The sequence below is a fragment of the Ureibacillus sp. GCM10028918 genome, assembly GCF_042666115.1.
Lineage (GTDB): Bacteria > Bacillota > Bacilli > Bacillales_A > Planococcaceae > Ureibacillus.
The window spans coordinates 12,046-29,008 of sequence record NZ_JBHTFK010000031.1 but is presented as its reverse complement, the minus strand read 5'-3'; the positions used below and the strand labels follow the sequence as shown (position 1 = coordinate 29,008).

At 36.0% G+C, this 16,963-nt stretch carries 19 protein-coding genes; 4 read left to right on the top strand and 15 right to left on the bottom strand.

Features of this window, described 5'->3' with window-relative positions; genetic code table 11:
* The first annotated feature begins 64 nt into the window (after window positions 1–64).
* Window positions 65–721, top strand: coding sequence for a TerC family protein (locus ACFQU5_RS16130; protein ID WP_390290007.1), 657 nt, complete (start codon window positions 65–67; stop codon window positions 719–721).
* A 169-nt stretch (window positions 722–890) separates the two neighbouring features.
* Here ACFQU5_RS16130 and rpsR read toward each other — a convergent pair whose 3' ends face one another.
* From rpsR to rpsF, 3 genes are all read right to left on the bottom strand, one after another.
* On the bottom strand, window positions 891–1,127 hold the full coding sequence (rpsR, locus tag ACFQU5_RS16125; protein ID WP_107932043.1) for a 30S ribosomal protein S18: 237 nt from the start codon (window positions 1,125–1,127) through the stop codon (window positions 891–893).
* A 64-nt stretch (window positions 1,128–1,191) separates the two neighbouring features.
* Entirely contained in the window at window positions 1,192–1,767 is a 576-nt protein-coding gene (gene ssb, locus ACFQU5_RS16120) for a single-stranded DNA-binding protein (protein WP_390290003.1), read from the bottom strand.
* 48 nt (window positions 1,768–1,815) lie between these two features.
* Window positions 1,816–2,103 carry a 30S ribosomal protein S6 gene (gene rpsF / locus ACFQU5_RS16115; protein ID WP_390290000.1) on the bottom strand — a complete coding sequence of 96 codons (288 nt, stop codon included), beginning with the start codon at window positions 2,101–2,103 and terminating at the stop codon, window positions 1,816–1,818.
* Window positions 2,104–2,362: 259 nt separating this feature from the next.
* On the opposite strand from rpsF, the gene ACFQU5_RS16110 reads away from it, so the two are divergent.
* Both ACFQU5_RS16110 and ACFQU5_RS16105 read left to right on the top strand, forming a co-directional pair.
* Window positions 2,363–2,911 (top strand): DUF3267 domain-containing protein, encoded by a 549-nt coding sequence (locus ACFQU5_RS16110; RefSeq protein WP_390289997.1) that lies wholly within the window; start codon window positions 2,363–2,365, stop codon window positions 2,909–2,911.
* A gap of 7 nt (window positions 2,912–2,918) precedes the next feature.
* Window positions 2,919–3,479 (top strand): metalloprotease family protein, encoded by a 561-nt coding sequence (locus ACFQU5_RS16105; protein ID WP_390289994.1) that lies wholly within the window; start codon window positions 2,919–2,921, stop codon window positions 3,477–3,479.
* Between the two features lie 42 nt (window positions 3,480–3,521).
* Here ACFQU5_RS16105 and ychF read toward each other — a convergent pair whose 3' ends face one another.
* The 3 genes from ychF to ACFQU5_RS16090 form a co-directional block, all read right to left on the bottom strand.
* Complete coding sequence (gene ychF / locus ACFQU5_RS16100) at window positions 3,522–4,622, bottom strand: redox-regulated ATPase YchF (RefSeq protein WP_390289991.1); 1,101 nt, start codon at window positions 4,620–4,622, stop codon at window positions 3,522–3,524.
* Between the two features lie 136 nt (window positions 4,623–4,758).
* Window positions 4,759–4,959 (bottom strand): DUF951 domain-containing protein, encoded by a 201-nt coding sequence (locus tag ACFQU5_RS16095; protein WP_390289988.1) that lies wholly within the window; start codon window positions 4,957–4,959, stop codon window positions 4,759–4,761.
* Window positions 4,959–5,882, bottom strand: a complete 924-nt coding sequence (locus ACFQU5_RS16090; RefSeq protein WP_390289985.1) for a mechanosensitive ion channel family protein — start codon at window positions 5,880–5,882, stop codon at window positions 4,959–4,961. Before ACFQU5_RS16090 ends, ACFQU5_RS16095 begins: the two co-directional genes overlap by 1 nt.
* A gap of 115 nt (window positions 5,883–5,997) precedes the next feature.
* Here ACFQU5_RS16090 and yyaC point away from each other — a divergent pair, with 115 nt between their 5' ends.
* The gene (gene yyaC, locus ACFQU5_RS16085; RefSeq protein ID WP_390289982.1) at window positions 5,998–6,630 is read left to right on the top strand and encodes a spore protease YyaC; all 633 of its coding nucleotides are present in this window, start codon (window positions 5,998–6,000) and stop codon (window positions 6,628–6,630) included.
* On the opposite strand, the gene ACFQU5_RS16080 is transcribed toward yyaC, so the two are convergent.
* From ACFQU5_RS16080 to yidC, 9 genes are all read right to left on the bottom strand, one after another.
* Window positions 6,547–7,254: a DUF554 domain-containing protein gene (locus ACFQU5_RS16080; RefSeq protein ID WP_390289979.1), complete on the bottom strand. Its 708-nt coding sequence runs from the start codon at window positions 7,252–7,254 to the stop codon at window positions 6,547–6,549. The two genes, yyaC and ACFQU5_RS16080, sit on opposite strands and share 84 nt — an antisense overlap.
* A 59-nt stretch (window positions 7,255–7,313) precedes the next feature.
* Window positions 7,314–8,171 carry a ParB/RepB/Spo0J family partition protein gene (locus ACFQU5_RS16075; protein ID WP_390289976.1) on the bottom strand — a complete coding sequence of 286 codons (858 nt, stop codon included), beginning with the start codon at window positions 8,169–8,171 and terminating at the stop codon, window positions 7,314–7,316.
* Window positions 8,164–8,925, bottom strand: a complete 762-nt coding sequence (locus ACFQU5_RS16070; protein ID WP_390289973.1) for a ParA family protein — start codon at window positions 8,923–8,925, stop codon at window positions 8,164–8,166. The genes ACFQU5_RS16075 and ACFQU5_RS16070 overlap by 8 nt, the downstream gene beginning before the upstream one ends.
* Window positions 8,926–9,293: 368 nt before the next feature.
* Window positions 9,294–10,181: a nucleoid occlusion protein gene (gene noc / locus ACFQU5_RS16065; RefSeq protein ID WP_390289969.1), complete on the bottom strand. Its 888-nt coding sequence runs from the start codon at window positions 10,179–10,181 to the stop codon at window positions 9,294–9,296.
* Window positions 10,182–10,599: 418 nt separating this feature from the next.
* The gene (rsmG, locus tag ACFQU5_RS16060) at window positions 10,600–11,316 is read right to left on the bottom strand and encodes a 16S rRNA (guanine(527)-N(7))-methyltransferase RsmG (RefSeq protein WP_390289966.1); all 717 of its coding nucleotides are present in this window, start codon (window positions 11,314–11,316) and stop codon (window positions 10,600–10,602) included.
* 140 nt (window positions 11,317–11,456) lie between these two features.
* Window positions 11,457–13,352, bottom strand: coding sequence for a tRNA uridine-5-carboxymethylaminomethyl(34) synthesis enzyme MnmG (gene mnmG, locus ACFQU5_RS16055; RefSeq protein WP_390289963.1), 1,896 nt, complete (start codon window positions 13,350–13,352; stop codon window positions 11,457–11,459).
* Window positions 13,353–13,436: 84 nt separating this feature from the next.
* Entirely contained in the window at window positions 13,437–14,822 is a 1,386-nt protein-coding gene (gene mnmE, locus ACFQU5_RS16050; protein WP_390289960.1) for a tRNA uridine-5-carboxymethylaminomethyl(34) synthesis GTPase MnmE, read from the bottom strand.
* A gap of 544 nt (window positions 14,823–15,366) precedes the next feature.
* Window positions 15,367–16,149, bottom strand: coding sequence for an RNA-binding cell elongation regulator Jag/EloR (gene jag, locus ACFQU5_RS16045; RefSeq protein WP_390289957.1), 783 nt, complete (start codon window positions 16,147–16,149; stop codon window positions 15,367–15,369).
* Window positions 16,146–16,916, bottom strand: coding sequence for a membrane protein insertase YidC (yidC, locus tag ACFQU5_RS16040; RefSeq protein WP_390289954.1), 771 nt, complete (start codon window positions 16,914–16,916; stop codon window positions 16,146–16,148). The genes jag and yidC overlap by 4 nt, the downstream gene beginning before the upstream one ends.
* Window positions 16,917–16,963: the final 47 nt, after the last annotated feature.

Below are 16,963 nucleotides of genomic sequence, written 5' to 3'. Positions count from 1 at the left end.
GAATTTAAAAAAGATGACTCCGGTAGAATACCGGAATCATCTAATCGCTGCTTAAATAGCAAGGTTGCTTTTATTAAACTGTCCAAAATTTAGGGCGCAGTTCAGGTTAGCAGGAGCTTTTATTTTCCGTTTCGCTTCTCTATTTATCATTTCTTTCCTTGTCGATGTCTGGCAGATACAGGCACTTGGTGCTCTATATCTTCTCTTTATCTCCATAAACCATATAATTAGAAAACTGGTCTCCAAACGGAAAAACGATACGAAGGAAAAACAGAAGAAAAAATCAGGTTTTTGGGGAACTGTAATTAAGGTTGAGTTAGCTGATATTGCTTTTGCGATTGACTCTATTTTAGCGGCTGTAGCCCTTGCCATGACTCTTCCCGCTACCCCTCTACCGCAGATTGGTGGTATGGATGGTGGTAAATTCCTTATTATTTTTGCAGGTGGGTTAATTGGATTGATCATTATGCGTTTTGCTGCAAACCTATTTGTAAAATTACTTCAGTCTAGACCGGGACTTGAGATAGCAGCTTTTGCCATCGTAGGTTGGGTAGGTGTTAAGTTGGCTGTACTGACACTAGGACATCCTGATATCAATGTGATTTCCTATGAATTTGCACATTCTAAGGAATGGAAGCTATTCTTCTATGGTGTATTAATCATCATTGCTGCAGCTGGATGGTTCCTATCAAAAGATAAAAAAGAAGGTTCCATAACGTAACATTGTTATCTTAACTGAACGTACAGTTTTAGCTTCATTTGGTTACTCTTATATTTGTTTGGGTAACCATTTTTTATTATATGAGTTTTCCATACCTTTTCAAACCTGCTTCAATAACAAAAAAGTACAACATGGGTTCATCACCCTTGTTGTACTTTATACAGATATCTTATTTTTCTTCCGCTACGAATGGAAGAAGAGCCATAATACGAGAACGTTTAATAGCTGTAGTTAATTTGCGTTGGTATTTTGCACTTGTACCAGTTACGCGACGTGGTAAAATTTTCCCACGCTCAGAAATGAACTTTTTAAGTAAATCTACATCTTTATAGTCGATTGTAGTAATGTTGTTTGAAGTGAAGTAACAAACTTTACGGCGTTTGCGGCCTCCGCGACGTTGTGCCATTTCGATATTCCTCCTTTATTAGTTTTTAGTTCCCTAAGCAGCGATCTTATTGTCTAATTTCAAATTAGAATGGTAGATCGTCCTCAGAAACTTCGATTGGTCCTTTGCTTGATGCGAAAGGATCCTCATCTACACGTGTATAATTTTGCTGATTAACAGAAGGCTGAGATTGTTGGTAAGAAGGAGCAAATGGATCTTGGTCCATGTTGCCGCCGCCAAATTGTTGGTTTGGTTGGCTTGTACCATATGAAGGTTGGTTGCCTCCATATTGTGGTTGCCCTCCATACTGTTGATTTGGCATTCCACCACCGCCAGTGTTATTACGCGGTTCCAAGAATTGCACAGCATCCGCTACAACATCTGTAGTATAAACACGTTTACCATCTTGACCCTCAAAGCTACCTGTTTGAATACGGCCTTCCACACCAATCAAACTTCCTTTTTTCATGAAGTTTGCTAAGTTTTCGGCTTGTTTTCTCCAAGCAATACATCCGATGAAGTCTGCTTCGCGATCACCTTGTTGGTTCGAAAATGTTCTATTTACAGCAACTGTAAAACGAGTCATAGGAACGCCACTTGGTGTATAACGAAGTTCTGGATCTTTCGTAAGTCTTCCAACTAATACGACACGGTTTATCACAATTTCAACCTCCTTTTTTCAGCGATTCTTGTTAAGTTTAAATGTTAATTATGCTTCTTCACGAACAGCCATGTGACGGATAATGTCTTCGCTGATGTTAGCTAAACGAGTGAATTCGTTGATAGCTTCAGTACCAGCGTTAGCTTTTACGATTTGGTAGTAACCTTCACGGAAGTCGTTGATTTCATAAGCTAAGCGGCGTTTGCCCCAATCTTTAGACTCGATGATTTCAGCGCCGTTTGAAGTTAAAACTTCATTGAAGCGTTCTACTAATGCTTTTTTCGCGTCGTCTTCAATGTTTGGACGAACGATGTACATTACTTCATACTTTTTCATCTATTTTGCACCTCCTTATGGACTTGGGCTCTCCGACAGTACGGGAGCAAGGAGTAAGTAATATATACTCACATCATTGAATTGTAGCACACTTCAAACCTATATGCAACAAAGATAATAGTAATTATGAAAAACATAATATTTTATTAAATGTATCAATTCCTTATGTTATTTTAACGATAAACCTAGAATATTTTTTTAACAGTGCAAATTCAGTTTTGAAAACTTTATAATGATTACATATAAGGGAAGTGAAAAAATGCCACAAGACTTAGAGCCTAAAATCATAAAACTTGATATGAAAAAAATTTCGAAAATGAACATTTGGTTAACTTTTGCCTTAAGCGGAGTTTTTTTATTTGCCAATGGTCTTATCCACCAGCAGTTTTCAGGTTCCATTTCATTTTGGGATGTTCTTCTATTCTCAGTGTCATACATCGGACTCATTGCACTTCATGAAGTTTTTCATTTAATAGGTTTTATGGTTTTTGGGAAAGTAAAATTTAATCAATTAGACTATGGTATAAATTTAAAATTAGGGGTTGCTTATGCAACTACAACTCAGCCATTATTGAACAAAGCCATGAAAAAATCATTAATGTTGCCATTTTGGACAACTGGTGTGATACCTGCCATTATCGGATTCATGATTCAATCAAATATGCTCGTGTTATTAGGAGCTTTCCTTATTGCAGGTGCAGTTGGTGACTTTTATATGTATAAAGAGTTACGTAGATTTCCAGGTACCTCTCTTGTAAAAGATGATCCAGAACTACCAAGATTGTATGTATATGACGGAAGGGGTTAAAGTTACTATGTCCAACAACGTAAAAGTCGTCACAATAGATGAACAAAAGGTAGTTAAGCAAACAATCATTTTAACTATTGTTTTAAGTATTTTATTTGCTGGTCTAAATTATTTTTTACAACCGGAATTTTCATTTAGCATACTGAGGTTTATCTTGGGTGTGGCTATTTACTTAATTGTCTCGCTGCTATTAGTTATTGCCAATGAGTTATTAAATATATTAGGCTATCGTTACCGATGTAAAGTTGCTCGCGAGTCCATCTCTCTGTCCATTCATCTAGAAAAAGGCTTAATCTACTCTAAAACATCGAAGAAAATTAAAAATGGACATTATCAATCTGTTTTTTTAACTTCTTTTTCAATCACGGGAATCATTCCATTAGCTCTTGGCTTTGCCATAGGAAGTTATCCTTTATTACTTGCAAGTGCCTCCTTTATTGCAGGTGGACTAGCAAATTTTATTGGTATTAGTAAGCTTCAGAAATTTCCAGACGACTGTCTAGTACAAGATATTCCCGAGGATTTTAGTGTATATGTTTATCAAGATAATGAAAAACAGACGTCCTAATTTGAATTGGACGTCTGTTTTTATTTGGGACAATTTTTTAAATTAAACGTTGAAGCGGAATAGCATTACATCGCCATCTTGTACAATGTATTCTTTCCCCTCTAAACGTACCTTACCAGCTTCTTTGGCAGCTGCCATTGAGCCAGCTTCAACTAGGTCTTCATAAGCTACTGTTTCTGCACGAATAAATCCACGTTCAAAATCAGAGTGAATCACACCTGCACATTGTGGTGCTTTCATACCTTTACGGAAAGTCCAGGCGCGTACTTCTTGTACACCAGCAGTGAAGTATGTTGCTAAACCTAATAAATCATATGAAGCACGAATTAATTGGTCTAAACCAGACTCTTCAATTCCCAACTCTTCAAGGAACATCGTTTTTTCTTCGTCATCTAATTCTGAAATTTCTTCTTCAATTTTTGCACAGATTGTAATGACTTGAGCACCTTCTGCATCTGCAAATTCACGTACTTGTTGTACATATTTATTGTTCGCTGCATCAGCAACTTCATCTTCGGAAACGTTTGCTACATAAAGCATAGGTTTGATCGTTAAAAGGTGTAAGCCTTTAATTACTTTTAATTCATCCTCTGATAAATCAACAGATCGTGCTGGCTTTTCTTTTTCTAATGCATCTTTTAGTTTAACTAAAATTGGCTCTTCGATTAACGCTTCTTTATCTTTCTGCTTGGCCATTTTGCCTACACGTAGAAGACGTTTGTCTACAGATTCCATATCCGCCAATATTAACTCTAAATTGATGACTTCAATATCATCAATCGGATTAACAGAACCCGAAACGTGAGTAATATTTTCATCCTCAAAACAACGAACTACTTGGCAGATTGCGTCTACTTCACGGATGTGGGATAAGAATTTATTTCCTAAACCTTCCCCTTTGGATGCGCCTTTTACAATCCCTGCAATATCAGTAAATTCGAAAGCGGTTGGGACTGTTTTCTTAGGTTCTACTAATTCAGTTAATTTATCTAAACGTGCATCAGGAACTTCTACTACTCCTACGTTCGGATCAATTGTTGCGAATGGGTAGTTTGCAGCTAATGCACCTGCTTTTGTAATTGCATTGAATAATGTAGACTTACCTACGTTCGGTAAACCTACGATACCAGCTGTTAGCGACATGTGAGTTGACACGACCTTTCTATTTCTCTTCTAGTTTTTTATTACGTTTAAAGTAGTATTAAATATAGAACTAAATAATATGAAACCATTGTTTATTATATGGATAAGTGAGAAAAAAGTCTAATACGCTAAGAATTTACTCTTCATTTGCTCTTTCTAATACCTTTTTCATTTTCTTATCAAATTCACGACGAGGTATCATCACGCTATGGCCACAGCCTTGGCACTTAATCCGGATATCTGCGCCCAATCGGATTATTTTCCATGCATTTGTTCCACATGGATGCTGTTTTTTCATTTCAACTACATCATTCAACTCAAATACTTTTGGCTCCATTATACTCCTTCTCCCCCTGACTCTTTACTCCCTCGATCATAAAGCATCATTTTAGGATATGCCATTGGAATTCCGTTTCTTTCCAGAATTTCTTTTACATCACGTCTTATGACACGAGCGATTCCGTAATGCTGCAAAGGTTTTGTTTCTGCAATAATTCGAATGGTCACTTCTGTTCCCACAACATTTTGTACACCTAAAAACGCTGGCACATCGATTAATTCCTCATAATTTGGAGGTAATGTTTTTAAATAAGCAGATACTAGCTTTTCAACTTTTTCTATATCTGCATCAATTGCTACTTGCATATCAATAATTGCTTTGGAGTTATTGACCGAGAAGTTTACGACATCTAAGATTTGGCCATTTGGAATAATATATTGCTCTCCAGTTGTTCCTAAGATTTTAGTTGTACGTAATCCAATCTCTGTTACTGTCCCCTCAGCGTTATTTAAACGTATATAATCCCCTATACCAAACTGATCCTCTAAGATAATAAAGAATCCAGTAATAATATCTTTGACTAAGCTTTGTGCACCGAAGCCAATCGCTAACCCGGCAATCCCTGCCCCAGCAAGTAACCCGCCGATGTTAATTTTAACAGCAGATAGAATGGCAATTATCGCAGAAAAATAAACTAGATAGCTCAAAGTGCTATGTAATAGTTTGATGATTGTTTGCTGTCTTCGCTCATTTTGATTGATAGGTGTTTTCACCTTCAAAGTAAGCACTCTTGTAATGACTCTTTTACCTATAAAAATAACTAAATAAGATACCAAAAGGATTGCAACTATCTTTACTGAAGCAGTTATAACAAAAGTCCATAATTCTTCGCTTGTAAAGTAATCCCATATCTTTTCTGACATCTTAGTGACTTCCTTCACTTGTACTTCCACTTGTTCCCCTATTACTTCCGTTGCCATTTTTCCACTCCTTGTATAAGTAACCAGTTATTTGAATATACTTGATTACAATATAGTTCAATTTTTACCATAAAAGAAATATTATTACCAATTCTAAAGAAAGCGGGAATTGCTTATGCAGAAAATCTCAAAAGTCCCTTTAAATTCATATGTACATCATGAACAGACAGGTGCACTTTGGCAATTAAGTGATTTATTTTTAAATCATATTCCTTTTGACCACGAACAATTAATTTTTTGTTGTATAGGAACAGATCGTTCAACTGGTGATTCTCTCGGCCCTTTAACAGGCAGCTTTTTATCAAGTTTTCATTCATTCCCATTCGAAGTAATTGGAACGCTTGAAAGTCCATTACATGCCATCAATTTAACATCGACAATAGAAGAAATAAAGGAAAAGCCTATTACTCCATATATTGTTGCCATCGATGCTTGTTTAGGGAGCGAACGAAATGTAGGCCATATTGTTCTGCAAGATGGCCCCTTGTTTCCTGGTAAGGCTGTAAAAAAAGAATTACCTCCAATCGGTGACATTTCAATTAAAGGAATCGTCAATGTTGGAGGCTTTATGGAAATGCTTGTTTTACAAAATACTCGCTTAAATGTGACGTATTCGATGGGCAACAAAATCGCCCGCGCTTTACTGCTTGCCTGGCAACGTCATTTATTGAAAAAGAAAAATGAACATAACGACAATAGCGACTATCACAATTCCAGGCAACAAATTGGCTACTCGAATCTTAGTTAAGCCAGCAATATTTAATCCAATTGCCATAATCATGATACCACCTGTAGCCGTCATTTCTTGAATGAATAAATTTAATGCAGCTTCAGGTATGTATTTGCTAATTACACCTGCCAGAAGGGTAATAGTGCCTTGATATAAAAGTACGGGGATTGCAGCTAACATTACACCTATTCCTAGGGTTGATGATAAGACTATCGCGGTAAATCCATCGATAATCCCCTTTGTTATTAAAACTGAATGATCATTTCGAATACCACTATCCAATGAACCCAGAATTCCCATTGAACCAATAACAAAAAATAGTGTGGCATTAATAAACCCTTCCGCTATACTACTTTCTGACGTTTGTTTCCCGATTTTTGTTTCAAGCCATTTTCCCAAGCGAAATAATTGATTGTCTAAATCGAACCATTCACCAATTACTGCACCTACAACAAGACTAATAATGACTATAACGAAATTAGTAGTCTCCATCCCCATCTGAATTCCTAAAACAGCAACAGCAAGACCGATGATTGATAATACAGTCGTTTTCATTTTTTCTGGTAATCCCTTTAGAATACGACCAATTGTTGATCCTATAATGATTAATAAAGCATTTATAATTGACCCAAGTAGTACCATTTTTTACCTCTTCTTAGTCTTAGAAAAAAGAGCGCCTTTACTTGGCGCTCACAACTTTTCTATTCTTCTAGTTGTAATATTTCCAAAATACGCTCTAAATCATCCTCTGAATAAAATTCTATTTCAATTTTCCCTTTATTCTTGGATTTCCTTATTTGTACATTTGTTCCGAAGTATTCCCGTAATTGCGTTTCAGTAGCCTGAACAAAAATATCCTTATTGACAGGTTTTTCTGTTTCACGTGAAACCTCTTCATTCAATTGTTTAATTAAAGCCTCTAATTGGCGGACATTTAGCCCGTGCTTAATCACTTTTTCAGCTACTTCAGGTATTCTTCGTTTATTCTTTAAACCTAATAAAGTTCGTCCATGACCCATTGTTAGTTCGCCGCTATTTACTAAATCACGCACTTCTTCCGGTAATGTTAACAGTCGAAGATGATTCGTAATATATGGACGGCTTTTCCCTAAACGTTTAGCAAGTTCTTCTTGAGTAAAATTAAGTTTTTCTATTAAGCTTTGGTACGCTTCTGCTTCTTCAATAGGTGTTAAATCCTCGCGTTGAAGATTTTCTAAAATGGCTAGCTCCATCATCTGGTCTTCAGTCAGATCTCTTACGATAGCAGGTATTTCACTTAAATTGGCAAATTTTGCTGCCCTGAAACGTCTTTCTCCAACAACAATTTCAAACTTTTTGCCTTTTCTTCTAACCACGATGGGCTGGATGATTCCATGTTCAATAATGGACTGAGCTAATTCTTCAATTGCTTCATTATCGAACTTTTTTCGGGGTTGAAAAGGATTAACAACAAGTTTCTGTACGTCAATTTTTTCAATTTGATCTTCAGTAGGTTGTAAGTTTTCTAACGTTTCTGTTGGAAATAATGCCCCTATTCCTTTCCCTAACCCTCTAGCCATTTTTAATCACTTCCCTTGCTAACTCTAAATAGACTTCCGCACCTCTTGATTTTGGATCATAGATAATGATTGGTTCACCATGACTTGGAGCCTCACTTAAACGAACATTGCGCGGGATAATTGTTTTATATACCTTATCCTGGAAGTATTTTTTTACTTCCTCAATCACTTGTAAGCCTAGATTTGTACGTGCATCAAGCATAGTTAATAGAACACCATCAATATATAATTCTTGATTTAAATGTTTTTGAACAAGACGAACAGTCGATAGTAATTGACTTAACCCTTCCAGGGCGTAATATTCACATTGTACTGGAATAATGACAGCATCAGATGCAGTTAAAGCATTGATCGTTAACAATCCTAATGAAGGAGGACAATCGATAATAATATAATCATATTGTTTTTTCACATTTTGTAGGGCATGTTTTAATCGAACTTCACGAGAAATCGTTGAAACAAGTTCAATTTCTGCCCCGGCAAGAGAGATTGTTGCGGGTACTACATCTAAATTTTCAACTTTCGATGATTGAATGACATTTGCAACTTCTTCATCATCAATTAAAACATCATAGATACAACTTTGAATTTCACCTTTATTTATACCAACACCACTTGTAGCATTACCTTGTGGATCAGTGTCTATTAATAGAACTTTTTTCCCTAAATAAGCAAGACAAGCGCTCAGATTTACAGATGTTGTAGTTTTCCCTACTCCACCTTTTTGGTTTGTAACGGCAATAATTCTTCCCAACCTTTTGCACCTGCTTTCATCAATCAATTTATAAACAATCGAATTTAGTCATTTAGTTCATTTTATCAAATTTATAAACGATATGTATTTATAACTAAAAAACTAATTTATATTTTTGATAGTAGAAAAGGAGGCTTATCGCCATCAGTTTTGACGATAAGCCTTCATTGCACTTATGCAGCTCTTAAAAGGAGTACTTTTGTAGCTGTAAAAAAGGAGCTGTCTCATTATGGACCTAAAGACAGCTTTTTTATGCGACAAATCCTTTTGCTTGTCTCATCACTAAAGTTCAATAAATAGCTTTTTCCCTATAGAAGAAATCCTTAAAGATTAACGATATAGACTATCTGTGTTACTTAGTTAGAGTTTTATTTTTTCTTTGGAATACGTACAGTGATTTGATAATAATCATCCGTATCTTCTTCTTCAGTATTCACATTAATACCACTTTTCGTCACCATCGATAAGGATTGTTTAATCGTATTTAGTGCGATACGGATATCTTTACTAATTGCCTTTCGCTTTGGCTTTTCCTTTTTTACTGCCTCTTCTTTCGGCTCATTCATTTGCTGGATATATTCTTCAAGCTGGCGAACATTCCAATCATAATCTTTTATTAAAGCCACCAATTGAGATTGTACTTCTTCATCTTTTAAAGAGATCATTGCACGTGCATGACGTTCTGTAATTTCTCTTTTTAAGATTGCCTCCTGTACAAATTGAGGTAATTTTAATAACCGTAATTTATTTGCGACAGTTGATTGGCCTTTTCCTAAACGTTGAGCAAGTGCTTCTTGTGTTAATGAATGAAGTTCTAGTAATTGCTGATAAGCTAACGCTTCTTCAATTGCTGTCAGTTCTTCTCGTTGAAGATTTTCTATTAAAGCAATAGAAGCAGTTTCTTTATCACTTAAATCGCGAACAATTGCAGGAACCTCAGTCCAGTTGAGCTTTTTCATTGCTCGATAGCGACGTTCCCCTGCAATTATTTCATAACGCTCTCCTTCAAAATGTCGAATGACAATAGGTTGAATGACACCGTGCGTATGAATGGTTCTTGATAATTCTTCAATCTTTTCTTCATCAAAAACTGTACGAGGTTGGAACCGATTTGGAATAATTTTATCGATTGGAATTTTTACTACTTCTTCTGCAGCAGTTTTCTTTTCAACTTGTGCTACTTGTTCTACTTCACTTTTAACTTCAGATACGGTTTTATCCCCGCCTCCGAAAAAACGTGAAAAAGGACTTTTCATTCAATAGGCACCACCTTTTTGAAACTATCTTGCTCAAGACTACTTATATAATATTATTTATTAAAATCTATAAATTGTACAGAGTTCGATAGATGTAAAATCTAGTTAAATGACATAATATTAAGTATTTATGCTTCAAGAGGCAAATTTATATCTAATAATTTGTGACAATTTAAATTTTCCTCAGAAAAGCACGATAAATCGCTATAAATAGCTATAAATTATCTAGTTTTCAAGAAATATAATACCTTATTAAAGGATGTTTCATGTGAAACAGTTGGAGTTTAATAGAATTTCAGTAATAGTTCAAAATTAGTATCCTATCTTTTTATTACTAATTAGCTAGATTTCAAACCTTAGTGATATTAAATTAACCTTTAATATCACTTCATCTATATTAAATACTACCACATATTTTTTATATAATCGGCGTTTTATTTGGTACACCTGGTTTGCGAGGATATTTCTTTGGCGTCTTTTTTATTTTATCAAAAATATATAGAGTACGGTCACTTTCTTCAACAGGCAGCAAGTATGAATATTCTTCCTTCAACGATGCCCCCAAAGTATTGATGGCTTTTTTTGCATCTTTTAACTCTTCAGGTCCAGCTGCCGCTTTTAAGGCAACAAAGTATCCATCCGTTTTTGCTAAAGGGATGCAAAGTTCAGCTAGCACCGATAATCTGGCTACAGCTCGAGCAGTAACGACATCAAATTTTTCACGATACATTTCATTTTGGCCAAATTCTTCAGCTCGAGCATGAACAAATGTAACATTCTCCAATTGAAGCTGATCGCTTAAATGATTTAAAAATGTAATCCGTTTATTTAATGAATCAACAATTGTCACATGTAAATGAGGGAAACAGATTTTAATTGGCAAGCTTGGGAACCCTGCTCCCGCCCCTACATCACAAACTGTCTCTACCTTAGTAAAGTCAAAGTAAAAACTCGCACTAATGGAATCATAGAAATGCTTTAAATAGACACCTTCAAAATCTGTAATCGCCGTTAAATTCATTTTTTCATTCCACTCAACTAATAGCTCAAAATACTTTTTGAACTGCTTAATTTGTGTGTCACTTAATTCAATTCCCTTTTCTCTTAATGCTTCAATAAATTGTTGTTCGTTCATTAGGATCTCCTTTAGTTTCTTCCCAGAATTTCATGTTACTAAAATGAACGAGCGTCCGAGATAAGTTTAAACTCGAACGCTCGTTAATCAATACGCATGGTGTCTTTGCGAAGTTCACTGACTAACGTCAATAAAATTTGTTATTCATTACCTACTCGTGCTATTTTCCCTTGTTCAATATAGACTGCTAAAATAGAAATGTCTGCAGGGTTCACACCAGAAATACGTGTTGCCTGCGCTATTGATAATGGGCGTACTTCTTTTAGTTTTTCACGAGCTTCTGTAGCAAGACTCGAGATATCATCATAATCAATATCTTCAGGAATTTTCTTGCTTTCCATTTTATGAAGTTTTTCTACTTGGTTTAAAGCTTTTTGGATGTAGCCTTCATATTTTAACTGAACTTCGATTTGTTCTTTCACTTCTTCACTTAATTCAATATCTGTTGGCGTTAAAGTTGCAACTAAATCATAGTTCATTTCAGTTCGTTTAACTAAGTCAGCTCCACGAATACCATCTTTTAGTTCTGTTCCACCTACAGAACGAATGACTTCTTGTGTTGTTTCGTTTGGTTTAATAATCACTTCACGAAGACGAGCAATTTCAGCTTCGATTTGTGCTTCTTTTTCTTTAAACCTAGCATAACGTTCCTCTGATATAAGCCCTAGTTGATGGCCGATTTCTGTTAAGCGCAAATCTGCATTATCATGGCGAAGCAATAAACGATATTCTGCACGAGAAGTTAATAAACGATATGGTTCATTTGTTCCTTTCGTAACTAGATCATCAATCAATACACCGATATAAGCATCAGAACGTTTTAAGATGACCTCTTCTTTTCCTAACACTTTCGCAGCTGCATTAATACCAGCCATTAATCCTTGACCTGCTGCCTCTTCATAGCCACTCGTTCCATTAATTTGACCAGCTGTATAAAGGTTTTTAATGCGTTTTGTTTCTAGTGTTGGCCATAATTGTGTCGGGACGATTGAATCGTACTCAATTGCATAGCCTGGACGCATCATTTCTGCATTTTCTAAACCAGGAATTGATTGCAGCATTTGACGTTGGATATGCTCAGGCAAACTTGTTGAAAGACCTTGCACATATACCTCTTGTGTATCGCGGCCTTCTGGTTCAAGGAATAATTGATGACGCGGTTTATCATTAAATCGCACAATTTTCGTTTCAATTGATGGGCAGTAACGTGGCCCTGTACCAGTAATCGCACCAGTGTACATAGGTGCTTTATCTAGATTATCATTGATAATTTGATGAGTTTCCGCACTTGTATATGTTAACCAACAAGGAATTTGATCCATTATAAATTCAGTTGTTTCAAAACTAAATGCACGTGGAACATCATCCCCAGGTTGAATTTCAGTTTTGCTATAATCGATTGTTTTACTATCTACACGCGGAGGTGTACCTGTTTTAAAGCGCACCATATCAAAACCAAGTTCGCGCATATGATCCGCTAATTTAACAGATGGTTGCTGGTTATTTGGACCACTTGAATATTTTAAGTCCCCAATAATAATTTCTCCGCGCAAGTACGTACCTGTTGTTACGATAACAGCTTTTGCTCGGTAAATTGCACCAGTTTGTGTAACCACCCCACGAACTTCGTTATCTTCAATAATTAGTTCATCGACAATTGATTGATGAATTGTTAAATTTTCTTCATCCTCTAACAATCGTTTCATTTCTCGTTGATAAAGGACTTTATCTGCTTGCGCACGTAAAGCACGCACTGCAGGTCCCTTACCCGTATTTAACATACGCATTTGGATATGGGTTTTATCGATTACTCTTCCCATCACGCCACCTAATGCGTCAATTTCACGAACAACGATTCCTTTTGCTGGTCCACCTACTGATGGATTACATGGCATAAAGGCAATCATGTCTAAGTTAATTGTCACCATGAGTGTTTTTGCACCCATTTTGGCTGAGGCATATGCTGATTCTACACCCGCATGTCCTGCACCGATGACAATTACATCATATTGGCCAGCATCATATGTTGTTGTCATGCCGTCTCTTCCTTTCATTTATCCTTATTTTATCAATACGACTTAAGCGTATTGTTTTTTTCTTTAACCGAATAAAGCGTTCATTTACTTACCTAAACAGAATTGTGAGAATAGCTGGTTAATTAAGCTTTCCTGAACTGAATCACCAACAATTTCGCCTAACAGTTCCCACGTTTTCGTCACATCAATTTGAATCATATCTACTGGAACTCCTGCTTGTGCTGCATCGATTGCATCTTCAATTGTCGCCTTTGCCTGATGCAGAAGTGCAATATGACGTGCATTTGAAACATAGGTTAAATCATTTGCTTCAATTTGCCCTTCAAAGAACGTCTTAGCAATCGCTTCTTCCAGTTCAATGATGCCCTGTTCTTGTAAAATGGATGTTGTCACAATCGGACGACCATTTGATATTTGTTTTACTTTATCCAAATCAATTTGTTGTTGTAAATCTGTTTTATTTACTACTACGATGAAGTCCATATTTTGAATCGTTTCAAATAGACGTTCATCTTCCTCAGATAGAGCTTCTGCAGAATTTAAGACAAGCAAAATTAAATCTGCTTCTTTTAATACTTGGCGAGATCTTTCAACCCCTATACGCTCCACGATATCTTCCGTTTCACGAATTCCTGCTGTATCGACTAAACGTAAAGGTACTCCGCGCACATTGACATACTCTTCTATAATATCACGAGTTGTACCGGCAACATCAGTAACAATTGCTTTATTCTCATGAACTAAACTATTTAATAGTGAAGATTTTCCAACATTCGGTCTTCCTAAAATAACTGTCGATAAACCTTCACGCAATATTTTCCCTTGAGACGATGTCTGTAAAAGCTTAGCGACTTCATCACGTACCCAAGTGCATTTTTCTAATAACACGGGTATTGTCATTTCTTCTACATCATCATACTCAGGATAGTCTATATTAACCTCTACATGAGCTAATGTCTCTATTAAAGCATTACGCAATTGGCCAATTAATCTTGAAAGCTTGCCTTCCATTTGACCAAGTGCTACATTCATCGCACGATCAGTTTTTGCACGAATTAAATCCATAACGGCTTCAGCTTGAGATAAATCGATTCGGCCATTTAAGAAGGCGCGTTTTGTAAATTCACCAGGTTCTGCTAATCTTGCTCCGTTCTGCAGAACAAGCTGCAATACACGATTAACCGAAACAATACCACCGTGACAGTTGATTTCAACTACATCCTCACGTGTGAAAGTCTTTGGGGCACGCATCAACGATAACATGACCTCTTCTACAACTTCCTCAGTCCTCGGTTCGATTAAATGACCATAATGGATTGTATGTGTCTTTTCATCTTTAAGCTGTTTGCCGCCTGGCGATTTGAATATTTTATTTGCTATGTTAACTGCGTCATCTCCACTTAAACGAACGATGGCAATGGCACCTTCACCCATTGGCGTGGAAATCGCAGCAATTGTATCAAAATCCATCTTGTTTAATCCTCCTACTAAATCCATTACGAATTTACCGTAATTTCATTAACTTGACAACTTGATATGAATTACATTTATCTTGTGAAAACTAAATAAAGTTATCCACATGTGAATAACTATTGCAAACTTTTTTACTAACAATTTAGGGTAACATATTTTAATGAAAAACGGAAATAAAGCAAATTTTCCACATGTGGATAAATAGATTCATTAAACTAGAGCTAGTACGCAATTACTTATAAAAATACTTATTTAGAATTATTTTGGTGTGCTTATGTAAAGGTGCGACCACAAAAGTTACTGCTTCTAAAGATTACGAATTGATTACGAAGCTTACTTGGTAGGCTGCGGCTTTCTTAACTGGACAACTTTCTGTATAAACAAATATTAGTATCTTTCACAAGTGCAATCCCCAAGTGATACGCGTTTTGAATGGAAATCAAGCTAGAGATGCGTTTTATTCCCTCACATTCATTAACTTCTCCAACAAAAAAACGACCCTAAAAAAGGGCCGCCTTCTATCGTCTGTATATAGTTGCTGTTATCTTACTGGTTCAATTACTAGATATCGATTTGGTTCGTTACCTTCTGAGTATGTCTCAATATCGACTCGATTTGCTAATGCATTATGAATCACTTTTCGTTCGTAGGATGGCATTGGCTCAAACGATACTTTTTTGCCAGTATGAAGCGCTTTATCTGCCATTCGCTCCGCCAATATTTCTAATGCTTTTTGACGACGTTCTCGGTAATCTTCCACATCTAGCTTAACCATTAAAAAGGATTTTGCACTTTTATTCACTACTAATTGAGCTAATTGTTGTAATGCGTTTAAAGTAGCACCACGTTTTCCAATTAAAAGAGCTGCTTTTTCGCTTTCTAATTTAAACAAAATGTTTTTGCCTTGTTTTTGAGTTCCAATTGTTAAATCATTAATCCCCATATCTTTCGCAATATTAACTATATAGTTTTTTGCAGATTCAATCGGGTCTTCTTGTTCTTCAACTGAAGCAGAACGCTCTACTATTGTTTCTATTGATGATTGTTCCAATATTTCTTCTTCTACGACATCCATTTTTTCAGAAACTGGGTAATGTAGGTCATCATTTTGTTTTTCTGCTTCATCTAGTAAAACTGTATTTTCAATTTTTACCTCTTTTACTGTGACACGTACTTGTGCTTGACGTGCCCCAAAACCTAAAAATCCTTTTTTCGCTTCTTGTAAAACTTCAACTTCTACTTGATTACGAGTAGTATTTAGCTGTTGTAACGCTATTGAGATCGCTTCTTCTACTGTTGCGCCTAATTGCGTAATTTGTTTCACTTTTTCGCTCCTCCTGTTGTAGCAGGTTCTGATTTTTTTCTGTTCCAAGGTTTATAAATAACAAGGTTTTGAATAACGGAAACAATATTCCCAACAACCCAATATAATGATAATGCAGCTGGTAACACAATACCGAAACCAATAATCATAAATGGCATAATATACATCATTATTTTCATTTGAGGGTTGTCCATTGCAGGTCCTGTCATTAACACAACAAATTGAATTAAACCGGCTAAAACAGCTAGAATAATACTTGTTTCTGCAAGCGGGAGACCAAGAAATGTACCTAGGTCAATTTCGGGTGTTGCATTCATACGACTAATCGCGTGGTAAAATCCGATTAGAATTGGCATTTGAATCAATACCGGGAAACATCCCGCAGCTGGATTAACACCTGAATTTTGCATTAATGCCATCATCTCTTGTTGGTACTTTTGTTGAGTTACGGCATCTTTTGATGCATATTTTTGTTGCAGCTCTTTCATTTTAGGCTGAATCTCTTGCATTTTTTTTGAACTTTTAACTTGTTTAATTGTTAATGGAAGTATTACTAAACGGATTATAATTGTTACTACGATAATCCCTAATGCATACGTTCCTAGTAATTCAGCAAAATACTTAATAACTGATACTAATGGCCAAACAATATACTCATTCCAAAAACCTTCGCTTTCAGATGAGATTGGCTGATCGAATTCTGTACATCCAGAAAGTAGTAATACTACTGAAACCAGAGACAGAATCATCCAATGTCTTCTCTTCAACCTTCATCCTCCTAGAGTAACTATTCACTTTTTTTGCTATTTTACCA